The sequence below is a fragment of the Streptomyces sp. NPDC055013 genome (genome assembly GCF_053608645.1).
Genome location: NZ_JBSGVW010000020.1, coordinates 138,405 through 157,846, shown reverse-complemented (window position 1 = coordinate 157,846; position 19,442 = coordinate 138,405). Strand labels below are relative to the sequence as shown.

The 19,442-nt window shown below is 70.9% G+C and carries 16 protein-coding genes; 6 read left to right on the top strand and 10 right to left on the bottom strand.

Annotated elements, in window-relative coordinates:
* Positions 1-116: 116 nt before the first annotated feature.
* The 3 genes from ACWGDB_RS24190 to ACWGDB_RS24180 form a co-directional block, all read right to left on the bottom strand.
* Positions 117-311 (bottom strand): acyl-CoA carboxylase subunit epsilon, encoded by a 195-nt coding sequence (locus ACWGDB_RS24190; RefSeq protein ID WP_453824301.1) that lies wholly within the window; start codon positions 309-311, stop codon positions 117-119.
* Positions 312-357: 46 nt separating this feature from the next.
* Positions 358-1,941, bottom strand: coding sequence for an acyl-CoA carboxylase subunit beta (locus ACWGDB_RS24185; protein ID WP_453824300.1), 1,584 nt, complete (start codon positions 1,939-1,941; stop codon positions 358-360).
* A 154-nt stretch (positions 1,942-2,095) separates the two neighbouring features.
* Positions 2,096-4,426 carry a polysaccharide lyase 8 family protein gene (locus ACWGDB_RS24180; RefSeq protein ID WP_453824299.1) on the bottom strand — a complete coding sequence of 777 codons (2,331 nt, stop codon included), beginning with the start codon at positions 4,424-4,426 and terminating at the stop codon, positions 2,096-2,098.
* A 153-nt stretch (positions 4,427-4,579) separates the two neighbouring features.
* Between ACWGDB_RS24180 and ACWGDB_RS24175 the strand changes: the two genes are divergently transcribed.
* On the top strand, positions 4,580-5,134 hold the full coding sequence (locus ACWGDB_RS24175) for a YceI family protein (RefSeq protein ID WP_453824298.1): 555 nt from the start codon (positions 4,580-4,582) through the stop codon (positions 5,132-5,134).
* Between the two features lie 47 nt (positions 5,135-5,181).
* Here ACWGDB_RS24175 and ACWGDB_RS24170 read toward each other — a convergent pair whose 3' ends face one another.
* From ACWGDB_RS24170 to ACWGDB_RS24160, 3 genes are all read right to left on the bottom strand, one after another.
* Positions 5,182-5,751, bottom strand: a complete 570-nt coding sequence (locus ACWGDB_RS24170) for a YdeI/OmpD-associated family protein (protein ID WP_453824297.1) — start codon at positions 5,749-5,751, stop codon at positions 5,182-5,184.
* 63 nt (positions 5,752-5,814) lie between these two features.
* Positions 5,815-6,498, bottom strand: a complete 684-nt coding sequence (locus ACWGDB_RS24165; RefSeq protein ID WP_453824296.1) for a DUF899 family protein — start codon at positions 6,496-6,498, stop codon at positions 5,815-5,817.
* Between the two features lie 97 nt (positions 6,499-6,595).
* Positions 6,596-7,210, bottom strand: coding sequence for a TetR/AcrR family transcriptional regulator (locus ACWGDB_RS24160; protein WP_453824295.1), 615 nt, complete (start codon positions 7,208-7,210; stop codon positions 6,596-6,598).
* A gap of 76 nt (positions 7,211-7,286) precedes the next feature.
* On the opposite strand from ACWGDB_RS24160, the gene ACWGDB_RS24155 reads away from it, so the two are divergent.
* From ACWGDB_RS24155 to ACWGDB_RS24140, 4 genes are all read left to right on the top strand, one after another.
* The gene (locus ACWGDB_RS24155) at positions 7,287-8,285 is read left to right on the top strand and encodes a DMT family transporter (protein ID WP_453824294.1); all 999 of its coding nucleotides are present in this window, start codon (positions 7,287-7,289) and stop codon (positions 8,283-8,285) included.
* A 110-nt stretch (positions 8,286-8,395) separates the two neighbouring features.
* Positions 8,396-9,592 carry a Cmx/CmrA family chloramphenicol efflux MFS transporter gene (locus tag ACWGDB_RS24150; RefSeq protein ID WP_453824293.1) on the top strand — a complete coding sequence of 399 codons (1,197 nt, stop codon included), beginning with the start codon at positions 8,396-8,398 and terminating at the stop codon, positions 9,590-9,592.
* Positions 9,593-10,584: 992 nt separating this feature from the next.
* Positions 10,585-10,818, top strand: coding sequence for a hypothetical protein (locus ACWGDB_RS24145; protein WP_453824292.1), 234 nt, complete (start codon positions 10,585-10,587; stop codon positions 10,816-10,818).
* 207 nt (positions 10,819-11,025) lie between these two features.
* The gene (locus ACWGDB_RS24140) at positions 11,026-11,808 is read left to right on the top strand and encodes a S1 family peptidase (RefSeq protein WP_369273609.1); all 783 of its coding nucleotides are present in this window, start codon (positions 11,026-11,028) and stop codon (positions 11,806-11,808) included.
* Between the two features lie 115 nt (positions 11,809-11,923).
* Here the strand turns inward: ACWGDB_RS24140 and ACWGDB_RS24135 are convergent, their stop codons facing one another.
* Positions 11,924-13,270: a hypothetical protein gene (locus ACWGDB_RS24135; protein WP_453824291.1), complete on the bottom strand. Its 1,347-nt coding sequence runs from the start codon at positions 13,268-13,270 to the stop codon at positions 11,924-11,926.
* Between the two features lie 393 nt (positions 13,271-13,663).
* Between ACWGDB_RS24135 and ACWGDB_RS24130 the strand changes: the two genes are divergently transcribed.
* Complete coding sequence (locus tag ACWGDB_RS24130; RefSeq protein ID WP_453824290.1) at positions 13,664-15,562, top strand: ricin-type beta-trefoil lectin domain protein; 1,899 nt, start codon at positions 13,664-13,666, stop codon at positions 15,560-15,562.
* 4 nt (positions 15,563-15,566) lie between these two features.
* Here the strand turns inward: ACWGDB_RS24130 and ACWGDB_RS24125 are convergent, their stop codons facing one another.
* The 3 genes from ACWGDB_RS24125 to ACWGDB_RS24115 all read right to left on the bottom strand — a co-directional run bounded on the left by ACWGDB_RS24125 (position 15,567) and on the right by ACWGDB_RS24115 (position 19,219).
* A complete protein-coding gene (locus ACWGDB_RS24125) occupies positions 15,567-16,001 on the bottom strand; it encodes a VOC family protein (RefSeq protein WP_453824289.1) in 435 nt (144 codons plus the stop codon).
* A gap of 55 nt (positions 16,002-16,056) precedes the next feature.
* Positions 16,057-17,661, bottom strand: coding sequence for a citramalate synthase (gene cimA, locus ACWGDB_RS24120; protein ID WP_453824288.1), 1,605 nt, complete (start codon positions 17,659-17,661; stop codon positions 16,057-16,059).
* Positions 17,662-17,968: 307 nt separating this feature from the next.
* Positions 17,969-19,219 (bottom strand): TolB family protein, encoded by a 1,251-nt coding sequence (locus tag ACWGDB_RS24115; RefSeq protein WP_453824287.1) that lies wholly within the window; start codon positions 19,217-19,219, stop codon positions 17,969-17,971.
* Positions 19,220-19,442 lie beyond the last annotated feature (223 nt).

The window sequence follows — 19,442 nt, the reverse complement described above, 5'->3', positions numbered from 1 at the left end:
ATGCGGAGAGGGCCCCTTCTGCTGTCGCCTGCGTCCCTGCGTCCCCTCTGCGGGGACGGCAGACGAAAGGGGGCCCACCCGGGCGGGTGGGCCCCCTTTCGAGGTCCTACGGGCCGTCAGCGCCAGCTGTGCGGGGCGCGGAAGCCCGGCTCGCGCTCCAGGCGGCGCCAGCCTGCCTTGGCGCGGCCGCGGTGGGCCGGGGCGGCGTCGGCCGGCTGGGCGGCGGCACGCGCGAGCAGGATCGCCGTGAGGGCGGCGACTTCCTCTGGCTCGGCGTGGCCCTTCTCGACGCGGATGTCAGGGAGGTTCATGGGTGTCAGTCTCCGTGAGAGAGGTTTCCGCAGGGGTACCGGTGGGTTACTGCGGGGGGTTGCCGTGCTTGCGGGACGGCAGGTCGGCGTGCTTGGTGTGGAGCATCGCCAGGGACTTGACGAGCACCTCGCGGGTCTCCGCGGGGTCGATCACGTCGTCCACCAGGCCACGCTCGGCCGCGTAGTAGGGGTGCATGAGCTCGGACTTGTACTCCTTGACCATGCGGGCCCGCATGACCTCGGGGTCCTCCGCCTCGGCGATCTGGCGGCGGAAGATGACGTTGGCCGCACCCTCCGCGCCCATCACGGCGATCTCGTTCGTCGGCCAGGCGTAGGTGAGGTCGGCGCCGATGGACTGGCTGTCCATGACGATGTACGCGCCTCCGTAGGCCTTGCGCAGGATCAGCGAGATCCGCGGCACGGTCGCGTTGCAGTAGGCGTAGAGGAGCTTCGCGCCGTGCCGGATGATTCCGCCGTGCTCCTGGTCGACACCCGGAAGGAACCCGGGAACGTCCAGGAAGGTGACGATCGGGATGTTAAAAGCGTCACACATCTGGACAAAGCGCGCAGCTTTTTCCGATGCCTCGATGTCCAGCACACCGGCGAGGGACTGCGGCTGGTTGGCCACGATGCCGACCACCTGGCCGTCGAGGCGGGCCAGCGCGCAGATGATGTTCCGCGCCCAGCGCTCGTGGACCTCCAGGTACTCGCCGTCGTCGACGATCTCCTCGATGACCTTGGCCATGTCGTACGGCCGGTTGCCGTCCGCCGGGACCAGGTCGAGCAGTGCGTCGCTGCGGCGGTCCGGCGCGTCCGTGGACTCCGCCCGGGGCGGGTTCTCACGGTTGTTCTGGGGCAGCAGCGAGAGCAGGTAGCGCACCTCGGCGATGCACGTCTCCTCGTCGTCGTACGCGAAGTGGCACACGCCGGAGGTCTCGGCGTGCACGTCCGCGCCGCCGAGGCCGTTCTGGGTGATCTCCTCGCCCGTCACCGCCTTGACCACGTCCGGGCCGGTGATGAACATCTGGGACGTCTCGCGGACCATGAACACGAAGTCCGTCAGGGCGGGCGAGTAGGCCGCGCCACCCGCGCACGGGCCGAGCATCACGCTGATCTGCGGAATGACGCCGGAGGCCTTGGTGTTGCGCTGGAAGATGCCGCCGTAGCCGGCGAGCGCCGAGACGCCCTCCTGGATACGGGCACCCGCGCCGTCGTTCAGCGAGACGAGCGGAGCGCCCGCCGCGATGGCCATGTCCATGATCTTGTGGATCTTGGTGGCGTGGGCCTCGCCCAGCGCGCCGCCGAAGATGCGGAAGTCATGGGCGTAGACGAAGACCGTGCGGCCCTCCACCGTGCCCCAGCCGGTGATGACACCGTCGGTGTACGGCTTCTTGGACTCCAGGCCGAAGCCCTGGGCCCGGTGCCGGCGCAGTTGCTCGACCTCCCGGAAGGAACCCGGGTCCAGGAGCAGCTCGATGCGCTCCCGGGCGGTCAGCTTGCCCTTGGCGTGCTGCGCCGTGGTCGCCTTCTCGCTCGGGCCGGCCAGCGCCTGCGCACGGATCTCGTGCAGCTCGGCGGTCCGCCCGCGGGCGTCGATCGGCTCACCCGGTGCCTCATCCAAAACGGTCATGTAGCGACCTTACGAAGGACACCGAGGAAAGCGAGCCGTTGACTCCGTACAGTCTCCGGAGCCATTTCCTGGTACCACTGAACAGAACCGTCGCGGCATGCAGCCCTTCTGACTGCTCAGAGGGCGTGTCGGTTGTTGGGGTCGTACAAAGTCGTCAGGCGAGAGCCACCTCACATCGATGGGTCGCACATACCATCCCCGGAGTGACACGGACGCCCAGTCGGCGTCCCGTCGAGAGGATCTCGACCGAGTCGTCCTTGCGCAGGACCCGGCGTACCGGGTGGTCCCAGGTGATCTCCAGCGGCTCGCCCGAGCGCGGCGGCTCACTCACGCAGAGCGTAGCGGTACGGCCGTGGCGGCGGAGCAGCACGCTCGCGCCGGCGTCGGCGGTGAGCGGGCCCGCGGTACCGGACTGCCAGAAGTTGGCGGCGGTGAGGCCCAGGGACCGGACGTGGACGGCCTGGCAGGAGCTGTCGTTGGCGAGGACCGACAGCCAGCGGGTGCCCAGGGCGGCCCGGGCCGCCACCTGATGCCGGCCGGCGCCGGGCATGAGGACGTAGACGTACGTCGCGTCCGTCGGGTCCGTGCCGTGGTCGAGCCAGAGGGTCTGCCAGCGGCGGGTGCGGCGCTCCGTCGTGCTGGTGGTGTTGATGTCGGCCCAGGCGCCGGTGCGGTCCTCGCGCAGGGTGCGCAGTTCGCCGTACGGCACCACCCAGCCGCCGTGGCCCTCCAGGTGGGCCCAGCCGGGGCCGCGTACGAAGGTCCCGGTGCCGCCCTCCCCCAGGTTGCGGTTGTCGACGACGGTCTCGACGGGGACCGCGTCGGCGCAGGTGATCCCGGCTCCGAGGCAGATCACGGCGTCCGCGGCGCAGAACCACGACTTGCGGGCCTCCAGGGTCGAGCCGAGGCCCTTCAGGTGCTGCCCGATCGCCGCGTACTCGCCGTCCGTCGCGCCGCCGACCCACCGCACGTCGGGCCTGGGCTCGCCCCACTCGCCGCCGGCCTTGTCGGGAAGGCGCCTGGTGGAGACCGTCGTACCGGGGAGGCGGTACCAGTCGACGGTCGGCCAGTACCAGTCCGTGTACTGATCGCCGAGGCCCGGCGCCCACCAGGAGAGCATCCCGGCGCCGGTGTGCCAGCCGCGGGGGTTCTCGCCGTTGCCGCACTCGTAGTGGGCGATGCGGTCACTGGCCATGGCGATGTTCGCGACGAAGCCCGGGCGGCGGTGGACGGCCCGGTCCATGGCGGCGAACAGGTGGTGGCCGACCGGGTCGGGGGCTGCGGCGACCGGCGACTCGGCGACGGTGTGCAGCCGGGCGAGGTCGGCCACCCCGAATTGACGGGCTGTCAGGATCGGTGTGACCGTGTCCCGTTCGATCCAGCCCTTGACCCGGCCGTACCAGCGCTCCCGCTCCGCCGCGCTCGCGCCGCCCGCGAGCAGGGCGATGGCGGCGATGATGCCCTGACCGTGAAAGTGGTCGCTGCGCATCACGTGCCGGTCGTCGCTCTTGAGGTAACCCCTGCTGATGGCACAGCCGTTGACGCCGTCCATCATCAACCCGTCGTGGATGAGCGGGGCGTAGGCGTGCTCGACGCTGTCGAGGACGATCTGTCTGTTCGCGTCGGTCACCTGCCACTCGGATCCGGCGAGCAGGGCGAAGAGGCGGCCGAGGCCGTCGAGGAGGACCTGGCCGTAGGTGCCGGAGTAGGCGACCCAGGTGTGCTGGACGAACGACCCGTCGACGTAGAGGCCGTCGCCCTTCGTGACGTACGGGAAGACCGGGGAGAGCGCGTCACGGGCGAGCGCGATCTTCGCCGGGGCCCGGCCGAGGATGCCGCGCAGGGCGACGCTGCGGCACAGGTCGACGCGGTTGGCGCCGGTGGAGGTGCCGGAGTAGTCGGTGAGCATCGCGTCCGGAATGAAGTGGTCGACGGCCGCGCAGGCGGCACCGATCCGGGCCTCGCCGAGGTGGGCGTACAGGGCGGCCGTGATGTCCATCAGCAGGCGGGGGCTGCCGATCTGCCATTCCCACCAGTTGCCGTAGCGGGTGGTGGAGGGGTTGTAGACGGTGGCGGAGAGATGGTCGAGGCCGCGCAGGATGTCGGCGAGGAGGGCGGGGTCGGCGGTGGAGCCGGTGCCCTGCTGGACGTAGGCCTGGGTCATGGTCCACAGACGGCCGTAGCTCTGGGTGATGCCGGCGGGCGGGTCGAATGGGTGACCGGGCCACAGGGAGGTGGGGGTGGGGGCCATGCCGGCCCGGAAGCCGCGGGCGAGGGTGCCGGTTTCGGCCAGGCGTGCGGCGTACGGCTCCGCCGCGGGGTCGTAGCCCGCGCCGAGGGCGATGTCGAGCCAGCGGAGGCGGAGGGTGTCGTAGGCGTCGGCCGAGGCGGTGCGGGCGGCGGGTCCGGCGGTGGCCAGGAGCGCCGCCGCGAGCAGGACGGCTCGGCGGGTGGGTCTGGTGAGCCCGGTGCGCTGAGAGTTCATGTCATGGGCATCTACCACCTCAGGGTAATCACGCCAACACTTTGCGGATGATGTTGAATCTCGAACGGAATAGGTCTACGGTCGGTCGCGTTGATGTAGTTCAAGATTCAACATTGGTGGCCGCAAGGCCCCCTCACCCCTAAGGAGCACATCATGGCGAACCCCGACCTGACCGCCCTGACCGGCGAGTACACGATCGACGCGGCCCACTCCACCATCGGCTTCACCGTGCGGCACGCCATGGTCACCAACGTCAAGGGCAAGTTCCTCGACTTCAGCGGCTCGCTGCAGCTGGACGGCGCCGACCCGGCCGCGTCCAAGGCGTCGATCGACGTCAAGATGGACAGCATCGACACCGGGTCCGCGGACCGCGACGGGCACCTCAAGAGCGCGGACTTCTTCAAGATCGAGGAATTCCCGACCATGACCTTCCGCTCCACCAAGGCGGAGTCCCTGGGCGGCGACGACTACCGCATCACCGGTGACCTGGAGATCCTCGGCACGACCAAACCGCTCACCATCGACCTGGAGTTCAACGGCGCCGCGAAGGACCCCTTCGGCAACGAGCGCGTCGGCTTCGAGGGCAAGGCGGAGATCCTGCGCTCGGAGTGGGGTCTCACGTGGAACGCGGCGCTGGAGACGGGTGGCGTGCTGGTCTCCGACAAGATCAAGCTGCACTTCGACATTTCGGCGATCAAGAACGCGTGAGCCTTCCCTGAGGCGACCCGATGGCACGGCGCCGGTGAGTCCGTCACTCACCGGCGCCGTGTCAGTTGCCGCAGGATCGCGGCGACCTGAGCCGCTCGGCTCTGCGGGGTCCGGGCGCGCAGGAGCCCGAGCATGAGCTGGTAGCGCTCGGTTCTGCCCAGCCGCTCGAAGGCCGCCCCGGCCCGGGGGTCCTCCGCCAGCGCCGCGGCCAGCTCGTCCGGGACCTGGGCGTTGCGCTGCGACTCGTACGCCCCCTCCCACCGCCCGTCCGCCTTCGCGGCGTCCACTTCGGCGAGACCCGAGGGGCGCATCCTCCCCTCGGCGGACAGTTCCGCCACCCGCCGGACATTGACCATCGACCAGAGGCTGCCGGGTCGGCGTGGGGTGATCCGCTGTACGTAGTACGACGCGTCGAGTCCCTTGCGCTGCCCCGTGATCCATCCGTGGCACAGGGCCACGTCGTTGACCTCGGCGGCTGTGACGGAGGGGATGCCGGAGTCCTTCTTGGCGACCCTGACCCAGAGGCCGGGGTGCGGAGCCGGGTGCTCCGCCAGCCAGGTGTCGAGGGCGTCGGCGGTGGCGAAGGCACGGGGTTGCGGGTCGCGGTGCGGGCTCATGACGCAAACGTAGGGGCGAAGTAGGTCAGGAAGTGTCCGCTACCGGCCGGCCCGGATCCCGGGTCAGTAGGCGACGCTCGGGTACCAGTCCCGGCGTCCCTCCGGCAGCAGGTCGAGGAGGGGCCAGACGGGGGCCAGCAGGTCGATGCCCCGCTCGCCGATGTCGTCGGACATGCGGGGGTGCGCCGAGTAGAAGTGGCGGATCGTGCCGTCGGCGTCGCGGGTGAACACGGAGACGGTGGAGTCCTGAGCGCCGTCCTTGTCCTCGCTGCCCATGTCGTACTTGAACGTGCTGTCGCCGCAACTCAGCAGCCGCAGCCGGTGCCAGCCACGGTCGCGGGCGTGCCGCCGCAGGACGGGCGGGTCGGCGGCCGCGGCGATGACGAAGTCGGCATTGCGCGTGACGTGGTGGCCGACGTTGCTGAAGCCGTCGATCCACATGGTGCACATCGGGCAGGGGTCGGTGTCCGCCTTGCCGTACATGAACTGGTACATGAGCAGCGGCCGTTCGGGGGCGGTGAACAGCTCGCTCAGCCTCACCTCGCGGACGGGTTCGTCGCCGGCGTCGAGGTCGGCGGGGCCCTCCAGGAAGACGTAGTCGTCGACCGGCGACCCGGGCGGGAGCGCGCGCCGGCGGGCGGCGACCTCCTCGCCCTGACGCATCAACTCGATCTCGGCGAGCCGCAGTTCCTCACGGGCGGCGAGGTACTCGGCGGATTCTCCTGGCAGTCGAGTGTGCCGGAACATCGCGTCCTCCCGGGTCGGCTCCCGTCCCTCGTGCCACCCTCAGTCTAGGCCGGGGGCCTTGATCGCTCACCTTCGCAGCGGCGCCCGGTACGACGGCTCACGGTTGCCCCTGCGGTGCCCGCAAGAGCTCCGCCGCCTGGTCGCGGGCGTGCGCGATCGGGTCCGGGAAGGTGTCCAGACCGTGGGCGACGAGCGCTCCCTCGTGCAGCAGCATCAGAGTCCGGCCCAGGCGGTCCGCGTCGTCCGGGGCGATGTCCCGCGCGAGACGGGTGAACAGGGCGAGCATCCACTCCTTCTGCCCGGCGATGACCCGATGGGCCGGGTGGGCGGGGTCGCTGATCTCGGCATGCGCGTTGACCATGCTGCATCCCTTGGAGCCGTACTCCGCCGACCACGCGCGTGAGGCGTCGAACACGGCCAGGACGCGCGCCTGCGGTGTCGCGTGCGCCGCGTCGAGGTGGTCGTCGAGGTACTGCGCGAGGAAGGCCCGCCAGCGCTCGTCGCGGCCGGTCAGGTACTCCACGACGATCCGCTCCTTGGAGCCGAAGCGGTCGTAGAGGGTCTTCTTGGTCACCCCCGCCTCCGCGGCGATGAGATCCACGCCCACGGCGTGGATGCCGCGCTCGTAGAAGAGCCGCTCGGCGGCTTCCAGGACGCGTCGTGCGGCGCGCGTCATCGTGACGCGCTGCGGCTGCTGCTCTGCGGTGCCCATGGCATCCGAGTATACCGATCTGTATACTTCCTGGCACGAGCAAGGTATACCGATCTGTCTACTGGATGTGGTTGGCGTGAACGCCCTGCTGTCCATCGCCTTCGTCCTCAGCTGGAGCTCCGGGTTCATCGGGGCCAAACTCGGCGCCGGGAGCGCGTCCGCGGTGACGATCCTGATGTGGCGGTTCCTGCCGCTCGCCGTGATCCTCGCCGTCGTGGCCGCTGTGCTGGGTCGCGCGTCGTGGCGGGGTCTGACCCGGCGGGACATCGCGCGCCAGGCCGTGATCGGCACGCTGTCGCAGAGCGGCTATCTGCTCACCGTCTACTACGCCATCCAGCTCGGCGTCTCCAGTGGCACCACGGCCCTGATCGACGGCGTCCAGCCCCTGGTCGCCGGTGCGCTGGCCGGGCCACTGCTGCGGCAGTACGTCTCACGCCGGCAGTGGCTCGGGCTGTGCCTGGGGGTGAGCGGCGTCGTCATCGTCACCATGGCCGACGCCACGGCGGCGACCGGCGTTGCCGCGTGGGCCTATCTCATCCCGTTCCTCGGCATGCTCTCGCTGGTGGCGGCCACGTTCCTCGAGAGCCGCTCCCGTACGCCCGTTCCGCCCGCGGTGGCGCTCACCGTCCACTGCGCCACCAGCGCCGTACTGTTCACGGCGTTCGCCATGAGCACCGGAGCGGCCGTGCCGCCCGCCGAGGCCGGCTTCTGGGCCGCGATCGGCTGGCTCGTCGCGCTGTCCACGTTCGGCGGGTACGGGTTGTACTGGTTGATCCTGCGGCGCTCCGGAGTCACCAAGGTCAACACCCTCATGTTCCTCATGGCGCCGGTCACGGCGGTGTGGGGAGCGTTCATGTTCGGCGAGCCGTTCGGTGCGCAGACCGCGATCGGCCTGGTCGTCGGCCTTGCCGCCGTCGTCGTCGTGTATCGAGGGAGCGGCACATCCCGTGCGGGTGCCGTCCGGCCGCGCCCGAAAACCGGTGGCTCTCCTCAACAGGGCCCGCATAGCCTGCCCGCGTGTCCAGCCCCGAAGCCTCCAGACTCCGGCCACCGGCTCTCCGGTGGCTGCTCGTGATGTCCCGCTGATCAGCGTTCGCTTCCGCTTCCGGGCTCACTCCGCTGCCGGACGGCCGTTCGACGTGCCGTTTCGTCTTCACCTTCTCCTTCAGGTTGCGGAGTTTCTTCATGCCGTTCGCTCTTTTCCTGCTGGGCGTCGCCGTGTTCGCGCAGGGGACGTCCGAGTTCATGCTGTCCGGGCTGGTGCCGGACATCGCCCGGGACCTGGGGGTCTCGGTGCCCGCGGCCGGGGCGCTCACCTCGGCCTTCGCCATGGGGATGGTGGTCGGGGCGCCGCTCATGGCCGCCCTGGCACGACGGTGGTCCCGGCGCGGGGCCCTGCTGGGGTTTCTGGGGGTCTTCCTCGCCGTCCATGTCGTGGGCGCGGTGACCGACAGCTTCGCGGTGCTGGTCGTGACCCGCGTCGTCGGGGCGCTGGCCAATGCCGGGTTCCTGGCCGTCGCCCTCGTCACGGCAGTGGCGTTGGTCGAGCCGGAGGCCAAGGGGCGGGCCACGTCGACCCTGCTCGGCGGGGTCACGCTGGCCTGTGTCGTGGGGGTCCCCGCGGGGGCGCTGCTCGGTCAACTCTGGGGCTGGCGTGCGGCGTTCCGGGCCGTGGCCCTGGTGTCCCTGCCCGCTGTGGTGGCCGTGGCGCGATCCGTGCCCGGCGGTGCGGGCGGCGCCTCGGAACATCCCGCGCTGCGGGGTGAACTGCGTGCGCTGCGGAGCCCTCGGCTCCGGCTGACGCTGCTCCTGGGCGCCCTCGTGAACGGGGCGACCTTCTGCACCTTCACCTATCTCGCGCCCCTGGTCACCAACGTCACGGGGCTGGCGGACGGGTGGGTGCCCGTCGTGCTCGCGCTGTTCGGCGCGGGGTCGTTCGTGGGGGTCGGCGTCGGGGGGCGGTTCGCCGACCGGTGGCCCCGCGCGGTGCTGGTCGGGGGCGGCGGCGTCCTGTGCCTCGGGTGGGGCGCCCTAGCACTCGGCGCCGGGACGCCGGCCGTGGCACTGGGGCTCGTCTTCGTGCAGGGCGCCCTGTCCTTCGGGGTCGGGTCCACCCTCATCTCCCAGGCCCTGTACGCCGCCCCGGGCGCCCCCACACTCTCCGGCGGTTTCGCGACGGCCGCGTTCAACATGGGCGCGGCGCTGGGCCCTTGGCTCGGCGGTACGGCCATCGGGTCCGGCCTCGGATACCGGGCACCGGTGTGGGTCAGCGCCGGGCTGGTCGCGCTGACGCTGATGGTGGCGAGGATGGCGGGCGACCCGGCCGGGCGGCGGAAACGAGGGACGGAGGGGAACCGTACCGGGGCGTCCTCACCGGCCTGATCGACAGGGCATCCCGCGCCGACCAGGCGGCGTCGCTGTGTACGAGGCCGGGACGGGGTGCCTCCAGGCGTCGGCCGCTGCTCGCGTCCGAGGGCGTGAGCGGGCATCGGCGGGATGCCGTACACGGCGGATGCGGACCGGAGGGGCAGGATGCCGGGCCGGGCGACGGCATCGGGGCGCGGAGCGGAGTCGTCCCCGGGCATCATCGCCGACACGACCGGTACGGCGTCCCGCAACGGCCGGGGGCAGCATCGCCCTGTACAGGGCCAGGACGGGGCGCCACCAGGCGTCGGCCGCAGCTCGCGGCCACGGGCATGGCAGGCATCCGCGGGACGCCGTTCGCGGCGGGCGAGGGCAGAAGGGGCAGGCAGCCAGGCCGACGGCGAAATCCGGGCGCGGACGGGAGCCGTACCCGGGCATCCTCACCGGCCCGACCGGTACGGCGTCCGCCACGACCCGGGTGGGGCGGCATCGCCCTGTACAAGGCCGAGACGGGGCGTCAACAGGCGTCGACCGCAGCTCGCGGCCAATGGCCGGAGCGGGCATCGGCGGGATGCCGTACACGGCGGAGGAGGGCCGGGGGCAGCCTGCCAGGCCGCGCAGCGAAATCGAGGCGGGGACGGGAGTCGTACCGGGGCATCCTCGCCGGCCTGACCGACACGGCGTCCCGCGCCGACCGTGGGGCGACCTCGCCCTGTACAAGGCCGGGGCGGCGTGCCTCCAAACGCCTGCCGCAGCTCGCGGCCACCGGCGTGCGCAGGCATCGGCGGGACGCCGTTCGCGGCGGGCGAGGGCAGAAGGGGCAGGCAGCCAGGCCGACGGCGAAATCCGGGCGCGGACGGGAGCCGTACCCGGGCATCATCGTCGGCATGACCGACTCGCCCCGCCCCGTTCCCTCATGGGTTGCCGTCTCCTCGTACGAGGTCGAGAAGCCGCTCCTGCACCCGCCGGCCGCCGTGCGGGCCTGACTGCGGGAGCGCGGCATCGATTGGATGCCGTTCGAGGCGGGTGAGGTGCGCTGGGATCGCGTGTGCGCGCCGGGGGCCGACGGGCGCCGACGGGCGTGGATCACCGTCCATGTCGCCGCCGGTGCCCTGTGGCGGCTCGGGTTGCATCCCGGTCAGCCGACCTCCGTCGTCAACGGGCCGTCCCCACCCGGCTGGTGGCATGCCGCCGGGGAGCGGTACGCGCGCGACGAGGGCTCGGGCGGAAGGCGCCGGGCCTGAGCAGGCGTGGCCGGAACGGGACGGGGCCTGAACCCGGCGTGGCTGGAATTGGCCCCTTGTGGGGGCGGTCACAGGATTCCCATAATCCAGCAAAGGAATTGACCGGCGCATGTCAGCAGAAGGTCACTCCCCCTTGCTTGGCATGCCCCCTACATTTCAGTGCTCTCTCCACGTTCGTATGTCCAACCCCCCACGGAAGGCATCACGTTGAAGAAGCTTCTCACCGCCCTCAAGAGATGCGCGGTCCTCGGCGCCGCCGCTCTCGCGATCGTCAGCCTTCAGCCCGTCTCGGCCGCGCAGGCCGCGGACTCGCGCGTCGTCGGCGGAACCCGTGCCTCGCAGGGCGAGTTCCCGTTCATGGTCCGGCTCTCCATGGGCTGTGGCGGCGCGCTCTACACCCAGCAGATCGTGCTCACCGCCGCGCACTGTGTGGGCGCGACCGGCCCCAACACCAGCATCACCGCCACCGCCGGCGTCGTGGACCTGCAGTCCACCAGCGGCCGCGTCCAGGTCCGCTCCACGTACGTGTACCGCGCCCCCGGCTACAACGGCGACGGCAAGGACTGGGCGCTCATCAAGCTCGCCCAGCCGATCAACCTGCCGACGCTGAAGATCGCCACGACCACGCAGTACAACACCGGCACCTTCACCGTGGCCGGCTGGGGCGCGGCCCGTGAAGGCGGTGCCCAGCAGCGCTACATGCTCAAGGCCAACGTGCCGTTCGTCAGCGACGCCCAGTGCCGCTCCTACAGCGGCTACAGCGGCCTCATCGCCAACGAGGAGATCTGCGCCGGCTTCCCGTCCGGTGGCGTCGACACCTGCCAGGGCGACTCCGGCGGCCCGATGTTCCGCCGCGACGCGAGCAACGCCTGGATCCAGGTCGGCATCGTCAGCTGGGGCATAGGCTGCGCCCGCCCGAACGCCCCCGGTGTCTACACCGAGGTCTCCACCTTCGCGTCGGCGATCGCCTCCGCGGCGTCGTCCCTGTGACGTCCCTGCACGTCTGAGCTTGCCGTACCACGGGCCCGGTGTCCTCGGACGCCGGGCCCGTGCCGTGCCGCGCCACAGGTACCTCGCTCACCCCGTTTCGGCCGTCACCCAGACGTCAGAACCCGCCGCCGTCGAACCCTCCCCCTCCACCGAAGTCCCCGCCGCCGAATCCGCCACCGAAGTCCCCGCTGTCGAAGTCCGCGCCGGAGACGTCGCCGCCCTCGTAGCCGCCACCGCCGTAGCCGTAGCCCGCTCCGTAGTCGGCGGCATAGGCGGGCGTCGCCATCATGCTGCCGAGCAGCGTGCCGATGAGGAGGCCGGGGAGGATGCCACCGCCGAAGTAGCCGCCTGCCCAGGGTCCGTAGGCCGGGCCGGCGTCCCAGTACGGGCGGCGGCCGTACTCGGTGTCGACCTCGCGGATCACGGGGTCGCGGCCCTCGGAGAGGCGGGTGCGGTCGGCCGCGCAGACCGGGACCTCGCGGGCGGTGCCGCCGGGTGGGGTCCAGGTCTCGTCGGCCACCGCCGGGCCGTGCCGCGGGTCGAAGAAGCACGGCGGCCGGCGTTCCGGAAGAGGCCGGTGCTCCCGGCGGGCGGCCAGCTGGGTGAGGGAGAAGCGGCCGTCCGCCAGGGCCTGGGTGACTGCTTTGACGTCCTCCGGTTTGCGGGCCGAGTCCATCAGCCGTTTCGCCTTTTCATAGGCGTCCAGGGCGCTCTCGTAGTCCCCGCGCATCGCGTCGTCGGCGCCGGCCTCGCCAGGGTGGAAGTCCAGCCGGTCCAGTTCCTCACCGAAGGCGGTGATGTCCTCGTCGACCACGACCCGCAGCTTCTCCAGGGCCGCCCGCTGCTCCGTCTCGTGGCGCCGCCGGTTGCGCTTGACCAGCGCGTACGCGCCCGCCCCGCCGGCCGCCAGCACCACGCCGATGGCGATCAGACCGCCGGCGTCCACACCGTCGCCGCCCCCGCCGTCGCTCCAACTGGCCGGTGCCGTGCCGTTCACGTTACGCAGGGCCGAGTCGACGAAGTCGTTCAGCTGGGCCTTGGGGTCGCCGGCGCTCTGCACCGAGGAGACCAGGTTGTCCACCGCCTGCCTGGACATCACCGAGGAGTCGGCCGCCGCGTCGAACCGGTCACCGACACGGACGCCGTACAGGCCGGTCACGCCGGTTTCCGTACGGAGATTCAGCAGCAGGTTCTTGGTCGGCTGATCGGCCGGCAGGACGGCGACGAAGACCGGCTTGTCGGCATCCTTGATCTTGTCGGCGAGCGCTTCCGCATCGGCCGACGACAGCTGGTCCGAGGCTGCGGGATCCACGTAGACGGGATCATCGCGCAGCGCCTCGGCAACCCGGGAAACATCCGTGGCCGCATGTGCGCCGGGCGGGCCGGCCACAAGCACCGCCGCGGTCGCGGCGACCGGCACGATCAGCAAGCGCATGAGTCCCCGGAAGAGCGGAGTCCTCATACCTTCGACGCTACCTGATGGGACGGGCAAAGGCGCCGGTCCAGGTGGCTGGATTCCCACGGGGACCGGCGCCCCACGGCGACCGCCCCGTACCGTACGGCGGCTCAGACCGCGCGGTACGCCGCGTTCCACCCCGCCACCGCCTCTCCACCGCCTCGGTGATCCCCGCGCCGACGGGTCCGCCCATGACTTACCTCACGCTTTGAGTTAACTGCGGGGCACCGATTGGCGTCAAGACTTCACGTCAGAGCCGGTGCGCACTCAACTCCCGGCCGGAGCAGTGCCGTTGTCCCTTCACCTCATGAACGCGCGACCCCTTGACGCGCATGCGAAGCCGTCATTTACTCACGCCTCGCACGCCCCCATCCCCCACCGTCAGAAGGGCGGCGTTCCATGAGGAGATCCATTCGGTCCACTCGATCCACGCCACGCTCTGGGTCCACCCGGACGCTCGGGCTGCTTCTCGCCGGGCTCCTCACCACGGCCGGCTTCACGGCGGCCACACCCGCGCAGGCCGCCGGCGAACAGGTCACCGCCTGGCTGACCACGACGGACGACACCGGCGGACGCCATGTGACCCGCGGGCTCCAGCCGCAGACTCCGTTCGCCTTCCAGGCCGGCTCCGGCGGCAGCGGGGAGGACATCACCGTCGACGAGAACACCCGCTACCAGTCCTTCACCGGCGGCGGCGCGTCCTTCACGGACACCGCGGCCTGGCTGATGGACGGCAGCGGCGCGCTGTCGCAGGCCACGAAGGACGAGACGATGCGCAAGCTGTTCTCCCCGACGGAGGGCATCGGGCTGTCGTTCCTGCGCAATCCCATGGGCGGCTCGGACCTCGCCCGCTTCGGCTACACCTATGACGACATGCCGGCCGGGCAGACCGATCCGGACCTGTCCGAGTTCTCGATCGCCCACGATCTCCAGGACGTCGTGCCGCTGACGAAGCAGGCACGTCAGCTCAACCCCTCGCTCACCGTGATGGCCTCGCCGTGGACGGCGCCCGCCTGGATGAAGGACAACGGGCAGCTCAACGGCGGCTGGCTGAAGGCGGAGCACTACGGGGCGTACGCCTCGTACTTCGTGAAGTACGTGCAGGCCTACCAGGCCCAGGGCATCCCGATCTCGTACGTCACCGCGCAGAACGAGCCGACCTGCTGCTCGGGCTATCCGTCGATGAGCTGGAACGCGAGCGGACTCGCGTACTTCACGAAGAACGAGCTGCTGCCGAAGCTCCAGAACGCCGGGTTGTCGACGAAGGTCATGGCCCACGACTGGAACTGGGACACCTACGACGCCTACGCCGCGCAGACGGTCGACGACGCGACGGTACGCAACCACCCCAACTTCGGCGGGATCGCCTGGCACGGCTACGGCGGTGACGTGGCCAAGCAGACCCAGGTGCACAACCGGTATCCGCAGCTGGACGCGTTCGGCACCGAGCACTCGGGGGGCACCTGGATCGCGAACCAGCAGCGCGAGGACATGATGAACATCATCGACTACACCCGGAACTGGGCGAAGTCGGTGACCAAGTGGTCACTCGCGCTGGACCAGAACCGGGGTCCGCACAACGGCGGCTGCGGAACCTGCGACGGTCTGATCACCGTCCACAACGGGGACTCCCGGCACGGGCAGGTCGACTACACCGTCGAGTACTACACGATGGGCCATCTGACGAAGTTCGTGAAACCGGGCGCCCAGCGCATCGCGTCCACGGCGTCGTCGTCGGTGCCGAACGTGGCGTGGCGCAACCCGGACGGGTCGAAGGCGCTGATCGCCTACAACGATGCGTCGGGTGCGCGGACGGTGACGATCAACTGGGGTTCGCAGCACGCCACTTACTCACTGCCCGGCAAGACGTCGGCGACGTTCACCTGGTCGGGCACCCAGAGCGAGGGCCCGTCACAGTCGGGGGCGCTGGTGGGCCTTGCCGGCAAGTGTCTCGATGTGGCGGGCGGTTCGTCGGCCGACGGTACGGCGGTGCAGCTCCACGACTGCAACGGCTCGACCGCACAGCGGTGGACCGTGCAGGCCGACGGGTCGGTGCGGGCGCTGGGCAAGTGCCTGGACGTCACGTCCGGTGCGACCGCGAACGGCGCGAAGGTCCAGCTGTACGGCTGCAACGGGTCGGGGGCGCAGCAGTGGTCGTACAACGCGACGACGGGCGACCTGGTCAACCGCGCCGCGGACAAGTGCCTCGACGTGACGGACAACTCCTCGGCGAACGGGGCCCGCACGCAGATCTGGAGCTGCACGGGCGCCGCGAACCAGAAGTGGCGTCTGCAGTAGCGGTTCAGGCGTAGGGCTGGCCGAGGCCCAGCAGGTTGCCCTCACTGTCGTGGAACCAGGCGGCGCGCTCCCCGCGGAAACCCTTGCTGGGGTAGTGCCCCTCGACGTCGGCGATGCCGTCGACCGTGCGCAGACCCGGCACGTCGACGTCCTCGAACTCGACGCCGCGCCGCCTGAGTTCCGCCACGACGGCGTCCACGTCCTCGACCTGCCAGCCCATCTGGGTGAAGGTTCCGGGGGCTGTTCCGGTGGACTGGAACAGGGCGAAATCCGTGCCGCCGCACCGGTACAGCAGGCCGCCCGGCCGTTCGTCGACCGGGTCCAGACCGAGCTTGTCGGAGTAGAAGCGCCGGGCCCGCTCCAGGTCCTGGGCGGGCAGCCGGGTCGCCACCTGTCCCCGGGCGAGGAAGTGCCGGGCGTCGGCGTCGTTGTCGTCCATGGCTCCACTGTGCCGTGGACGGCCGGCCCGGGGGAGGCGGCGAGGTCCGTTCGGCCTACTCCGCCGGGACCACCCCGGCCCGCAGCAGCCCGTACGTGTACGCGTCCTCCAGCGCCTGCCAGGACGCCGCGATGACGTTCTCGGCGACGCCGACCGTGGACCACTCCCCCGCCCCGTCGGACGTGGAGATCAGGACGCGGGTCGTGGACTGGGTGCCGTGCACGCCCTCCAGGATGCGGACCTTGTAGTCGACGAGGTCCAGCTTGGCGAGCTGCGGGTAGATCTTCTCCAGGGCCACCCGAAGGGCGCGGTCGAGGGCGTTGACCGGGCCGTTGCCCTCCGCCGTGGCGACGATGCGCTCGCCCTTGGCGAAGAGCTTGACCGTGGCCTCGTTGGCGTGGCTGCCGTCGGGGCGGTCCTCGACGATCGCGCGCCAGGACTCGACCTGGAAGTACGTCAGCGGCTTGCCCTCGACCTCGGTGCGCAGCAGGAGTTCGAAGCTGGCGTCGGCGGCCTCGTACGTGTAGCCCTTGAGCTCGCGCTCCTTCACCCGCTCGACCACCCGCCCGACCAGCTCCCGGTCGCCGCCGAGGTCGATGCCGAGTTCCTTGCCCTTGAGCTCGATCGACGCGCGGCCGGCCATGTCGGAGACCAGCATCCGCATGGTGTTGCCGACCTGCTCGGGGTCGATGTGCTGGTAGAGGTCCGGGTCGACCTTGATCGCGGAGGCGTGCAGGCCGGCCTTGTGCGCGAAGGCGGAGACGCCGACGTACGGCTGGTGGGTGGAGGGGGTGAGGTTCACGACCTCGGCGATGGCGTGCGAGATGCGGGTCATCTCGCGGAGGTGGCCGTCGGGGAGGACCTTCTTGCCGTACTTCAGCTCCAGGGCCGCCACGACGGGGAAGAGGTTGGCGTTGCCGACGCGCTCGCCGTAGCCGTTGGCCGTGCACTGGACGTGGGTGGCGCCCGCGTCGACGGCCGCGAGGGTGTTGGCGACCGCGCAGCCGGTGTCGTCCTGGGCGTGGATGCCGAGCCGGGCGCCGGTGTCGGCGAGGACGGTGGAGACGACCGCCTGGACCTGGGCGGGGAGCATGCCGCCGTTGGTGTCGCAGAGGATCACGACGTCGGCGCCGGCCTCGGAGGCGGTGCGTACGACGGATTTCGCGTACTCGGGGTTGGCGCGGTAGCCGTCGAAGAAGTGCTCGCAGTCGACGAAGACGCGGCGGCCCTGCTCGCGCAGGTACGACACGGTGTCGCGGACCATCTCCAGGTTCTCGTCCAGGGTGGTGCGCAGGGCGAGCTCGACGTGCCGGTCGTGGGACTTGGCGACGAGGGTGATCACCGGGGCGCCGGAGTCCAGGAGCGCGTTGACCTGCGGGTCCTCGGACGCCTTGCCGCCCGCGCGGCGAGTGGCGCCGAAGGCGACCAGCTGGGCGTGCCGGAAGGAGATCTCCTGCTGGGCGCGCGCGAAGAACTCGGTGTCGCGGGGGTTGGCGCCGGGCCAGCCGCCCTCGATGAAGCCCACGCCGAAGTCGTCCAGGTGACGGGCGATGGCCAGCTTGTCGGCGACGGTGAGGTTGATGCCCTCCCGCTGGGCGCCGTCGCGCAGGGTGGTGTCGAAGACGTGGAACGAGTCGTCGAGCTCGCTGGTTACCGACATGGTCGTAAGGCTCCTGTATTGGATCTCGGTCTACCGGAATGACCGGCTCCACCGCCCCCACCTATGGTCCCTCACGCTCTCCGCCCGGCTGCGGGTGGGCCGGGAAACAGAAAAACCTCTCGCGGGTGCGAGAGGTCTGCGCGCGGGTCGAGGACGACGGTGTCCACCCGTACCTGGTCGTACGTGGTGGTCACTGCGGACCGGCGCGCCTGCTGCCAATAATCATGGCGAACGAGAGCACGGGGGCAGTCTGGCACAAGTCGCCCCCGCGCTCACCGTCCGTCTCAGGATGCGAGCACTGTGCTGATCACCGCAGGTGGCGGACGTAGACGTGCGTGGTGTCGGCGGTGTCGTCCGGCACCAGGTCGGCGCCCCTGCTGCCGAAGGCGACCGTGCGGCCGTGCCGGTCGATCACCGGGTATTCCGCGTAGTCGGCGCTCGGGCCGCCCTGGGCCGCGGCGCTGACGAGCTCCGTGCGTCCGGTGCGCAGGTCGCGCACGTACACCTGACGTGCGGTGTTCGGGGCTGCCGAGCCGAACACGAGGTACCTGCTGTCGGCGCTCAGCCGGGCAGAGCCGGTGTAGGCGGCCGGGTCGGCGGCGTCGATGCGGCGCAGGTCCCCCGTCCTCAGGTCACGGACGAAGGCGTTGTGGGTGCCGTTGGTGTCACCCGGCGTCAGCTTCGAGTCCAGCGAGTTGAACACCGCGTACCGGCCGTCGGCGCTGACCTGCGGGTACTCGGTGTGCCCGTCGGACGCCGCGCCGTCCGGCGCCTTGTCGACCTGGGTCAGCTCGCCGCTGCGCACGTCACGGACGTAGGCGTCGCTCCAGTCGCCCCGGGTGGGGTACGGCACGAAGAACTGGTAGCCGACCTTGTTGCCGTCGGCGCTGATGGTCGGCTGGGTGGCGGCGGACTTCCAGGCTCCCTCGCCGGGGACCTGGCTGATGCGGACCCGCTCGCCGGTGACGCGGTCGACGCGGTAGACCCGGTTCGAGCTGTCGCCCGCCTGCCCCGTCTCACTGGTGCGCAGGGCGACGAAGGCGACATAGCGGCCGTCGGCGCTGAGGGCGGGCATGCTGCCGGCGGTGTAGCCCGTGTCGACGGCGTCGTCGATGCGCTGGAGAGCGCCGGTCCTCAGGTCCTTGACGAAGACGTGGTTGTCGGCGGTGTTGTAGGTGGGGTTGGAGGTGAACGCCAGGTACCGGCCGTCGGCGCTCAGCGACACGTCGAGGACGTTGGCGTCGCCCGGGGTGCCGTCCGCCGAGGTGCTCGCCAGGCGGGTGACGCCGGTCCTCAGGTCGCGCACGAACGCGTCGGCGACGCCGTTGGAGTCGCCCGCGACGAGGTTGTCGGCGTCGGAGACGAAGGCCAGATGGCGGCCGTCGGCGCTCAGGCTCTGCCCGTCGGAGCCACGGTTGCCGTCCGTGCCGTCCGGGGCCACGCTCGCCTTCTCGGTGTACGGCGCCCTGGGCGCGGCGCCCGCCGACGTCCCCGACAGCGTCGCCGTCGCGGCGGCCAGGGCGATGGCGAGCGCGACAACTCGCTTGGTGCTGTGCATGGTTGTTCCCCCGTTGATGGTCGTTGTCATTGAACTGTCCGCAGGAAGACGTCCGACACCCCGCTGGTGTCCCCCTCCACCGGATCGGGTGACGCCGACTCGAACGCGACGACAGTGCCGTCGGCGTTGACGCCACGGACGCCGGACCTGTTCCCCCCGTGGTCCCCGCCGACGCTTCACCCCCGGCCCCCGCCGGGAGTTCGCAACGAGGCAAACGCATCAC

Excerpts from the sequence above, each read along its gene's own strand:
- ACWGDB_RS24190 (WP_453824301.1), bottom strand. The coding sequence starts at position 311 with ATGAACCTCCCTGACATCCGCGTCGAGAAGGGCCACGCCGAGCCAGAG.
- ACWGDB_RS24185 (WP_453824300.1), bottom strand. The coding sequence starts at position 1,941 with ATGACCGTTTTGGATGAGGCACCGGGTGAGCCGATCGACGCCCGCGGG.
- ACWGDB_RS24180 (WP_453824299.1), bottom strand. The coding sequence starts at position 4,426 with ATGAACTCTCAGCGCACCGGGCTCACCAGACCCACCCGCCGAGCCGTC.
- ACWGDB_RS24175 (WP_453824298.1), top strand. The coding sequence starts at position 4,580 with ATGGCGAACCCCGACCTGACCGCCCTGACCGGCGAGTACACGATCGAC.
- ACWGDB_RS24170 (WP_453824297.1), bottom strand. The coding sequence starts at position 5,751 with ATGAGCCCGCACCGCGACCCGCAACCCCGTGCCTTCGCCACCGCCGAC.
- ACWGDB_RS24165 (WP_453824296.1), bottom strand. The coding sequence starts at position 6,498 with ATGTTCCGGCACACTCGACTGCCAGGAGAATCCGCCGAGTACCTCGCC.
- ACWGDB_RS24160 (WP_453824295.1), bottom strand. The coding sequence starts at position 7,210 with ATGGGCACCGCAGAGCAGCAGCCGCAGCGCGTCACGATGACGCGCGCC.
- ACWGDB_RS24150 (WP_453824293.1), top strand. The coding sequence starts at position 8,396 with ATGCCGTTCGCTCTTTTCCTGCTGGGCGTCGCCGTGTTCGCGCAGGGG.
- ACWGDB_RS24145 (WP_453824292.1), top strand. The coding sequence starts at position 10,585 with ATGCCGTTCGAGGCGGGTGAGGTGCGCTGGGATCGCGTGTGCGCGCCG.
- ACWGDB_RS24135 (WP_453824291.1), bottom strand. The coding sequence starts at position 13,270 with ATGAGGACTCCGCTCTTCCGGGGACTCATGCGCTTGCTGATCGTGCCG.
- ACWGDB_RS24130 (WP_453824290.1), top strand. The coding sequence starts at position 13,664 with ATGAGGAGATCCATTCGGTCCACTCGATCCACGCCACGCTCTGGGTCC.
- ACWGDB_RS24125 (WP_453824289.1), bottom strand. The coding sequence starts at position 16,001 with ATGGACGACAACGACGCCGACGCCCGGCACTTCCTCGCCCGGGGACAG.
- cimA (WP_453824288.1), bottom strand. The coding sequence starts at position 17,661 with ATGTCGGTAACCAGCGAGCTCGACGACTCGTTCCACGTCTTCGACACC.
- ACWGDB_RS24115 (WP_453824287.1), bottom strand. The coding sequence starts at position 19,219 with ATGCACAGCACCAAGCGAGTTGTCGCGCTCGCCATCGCCCTGGCCGCC.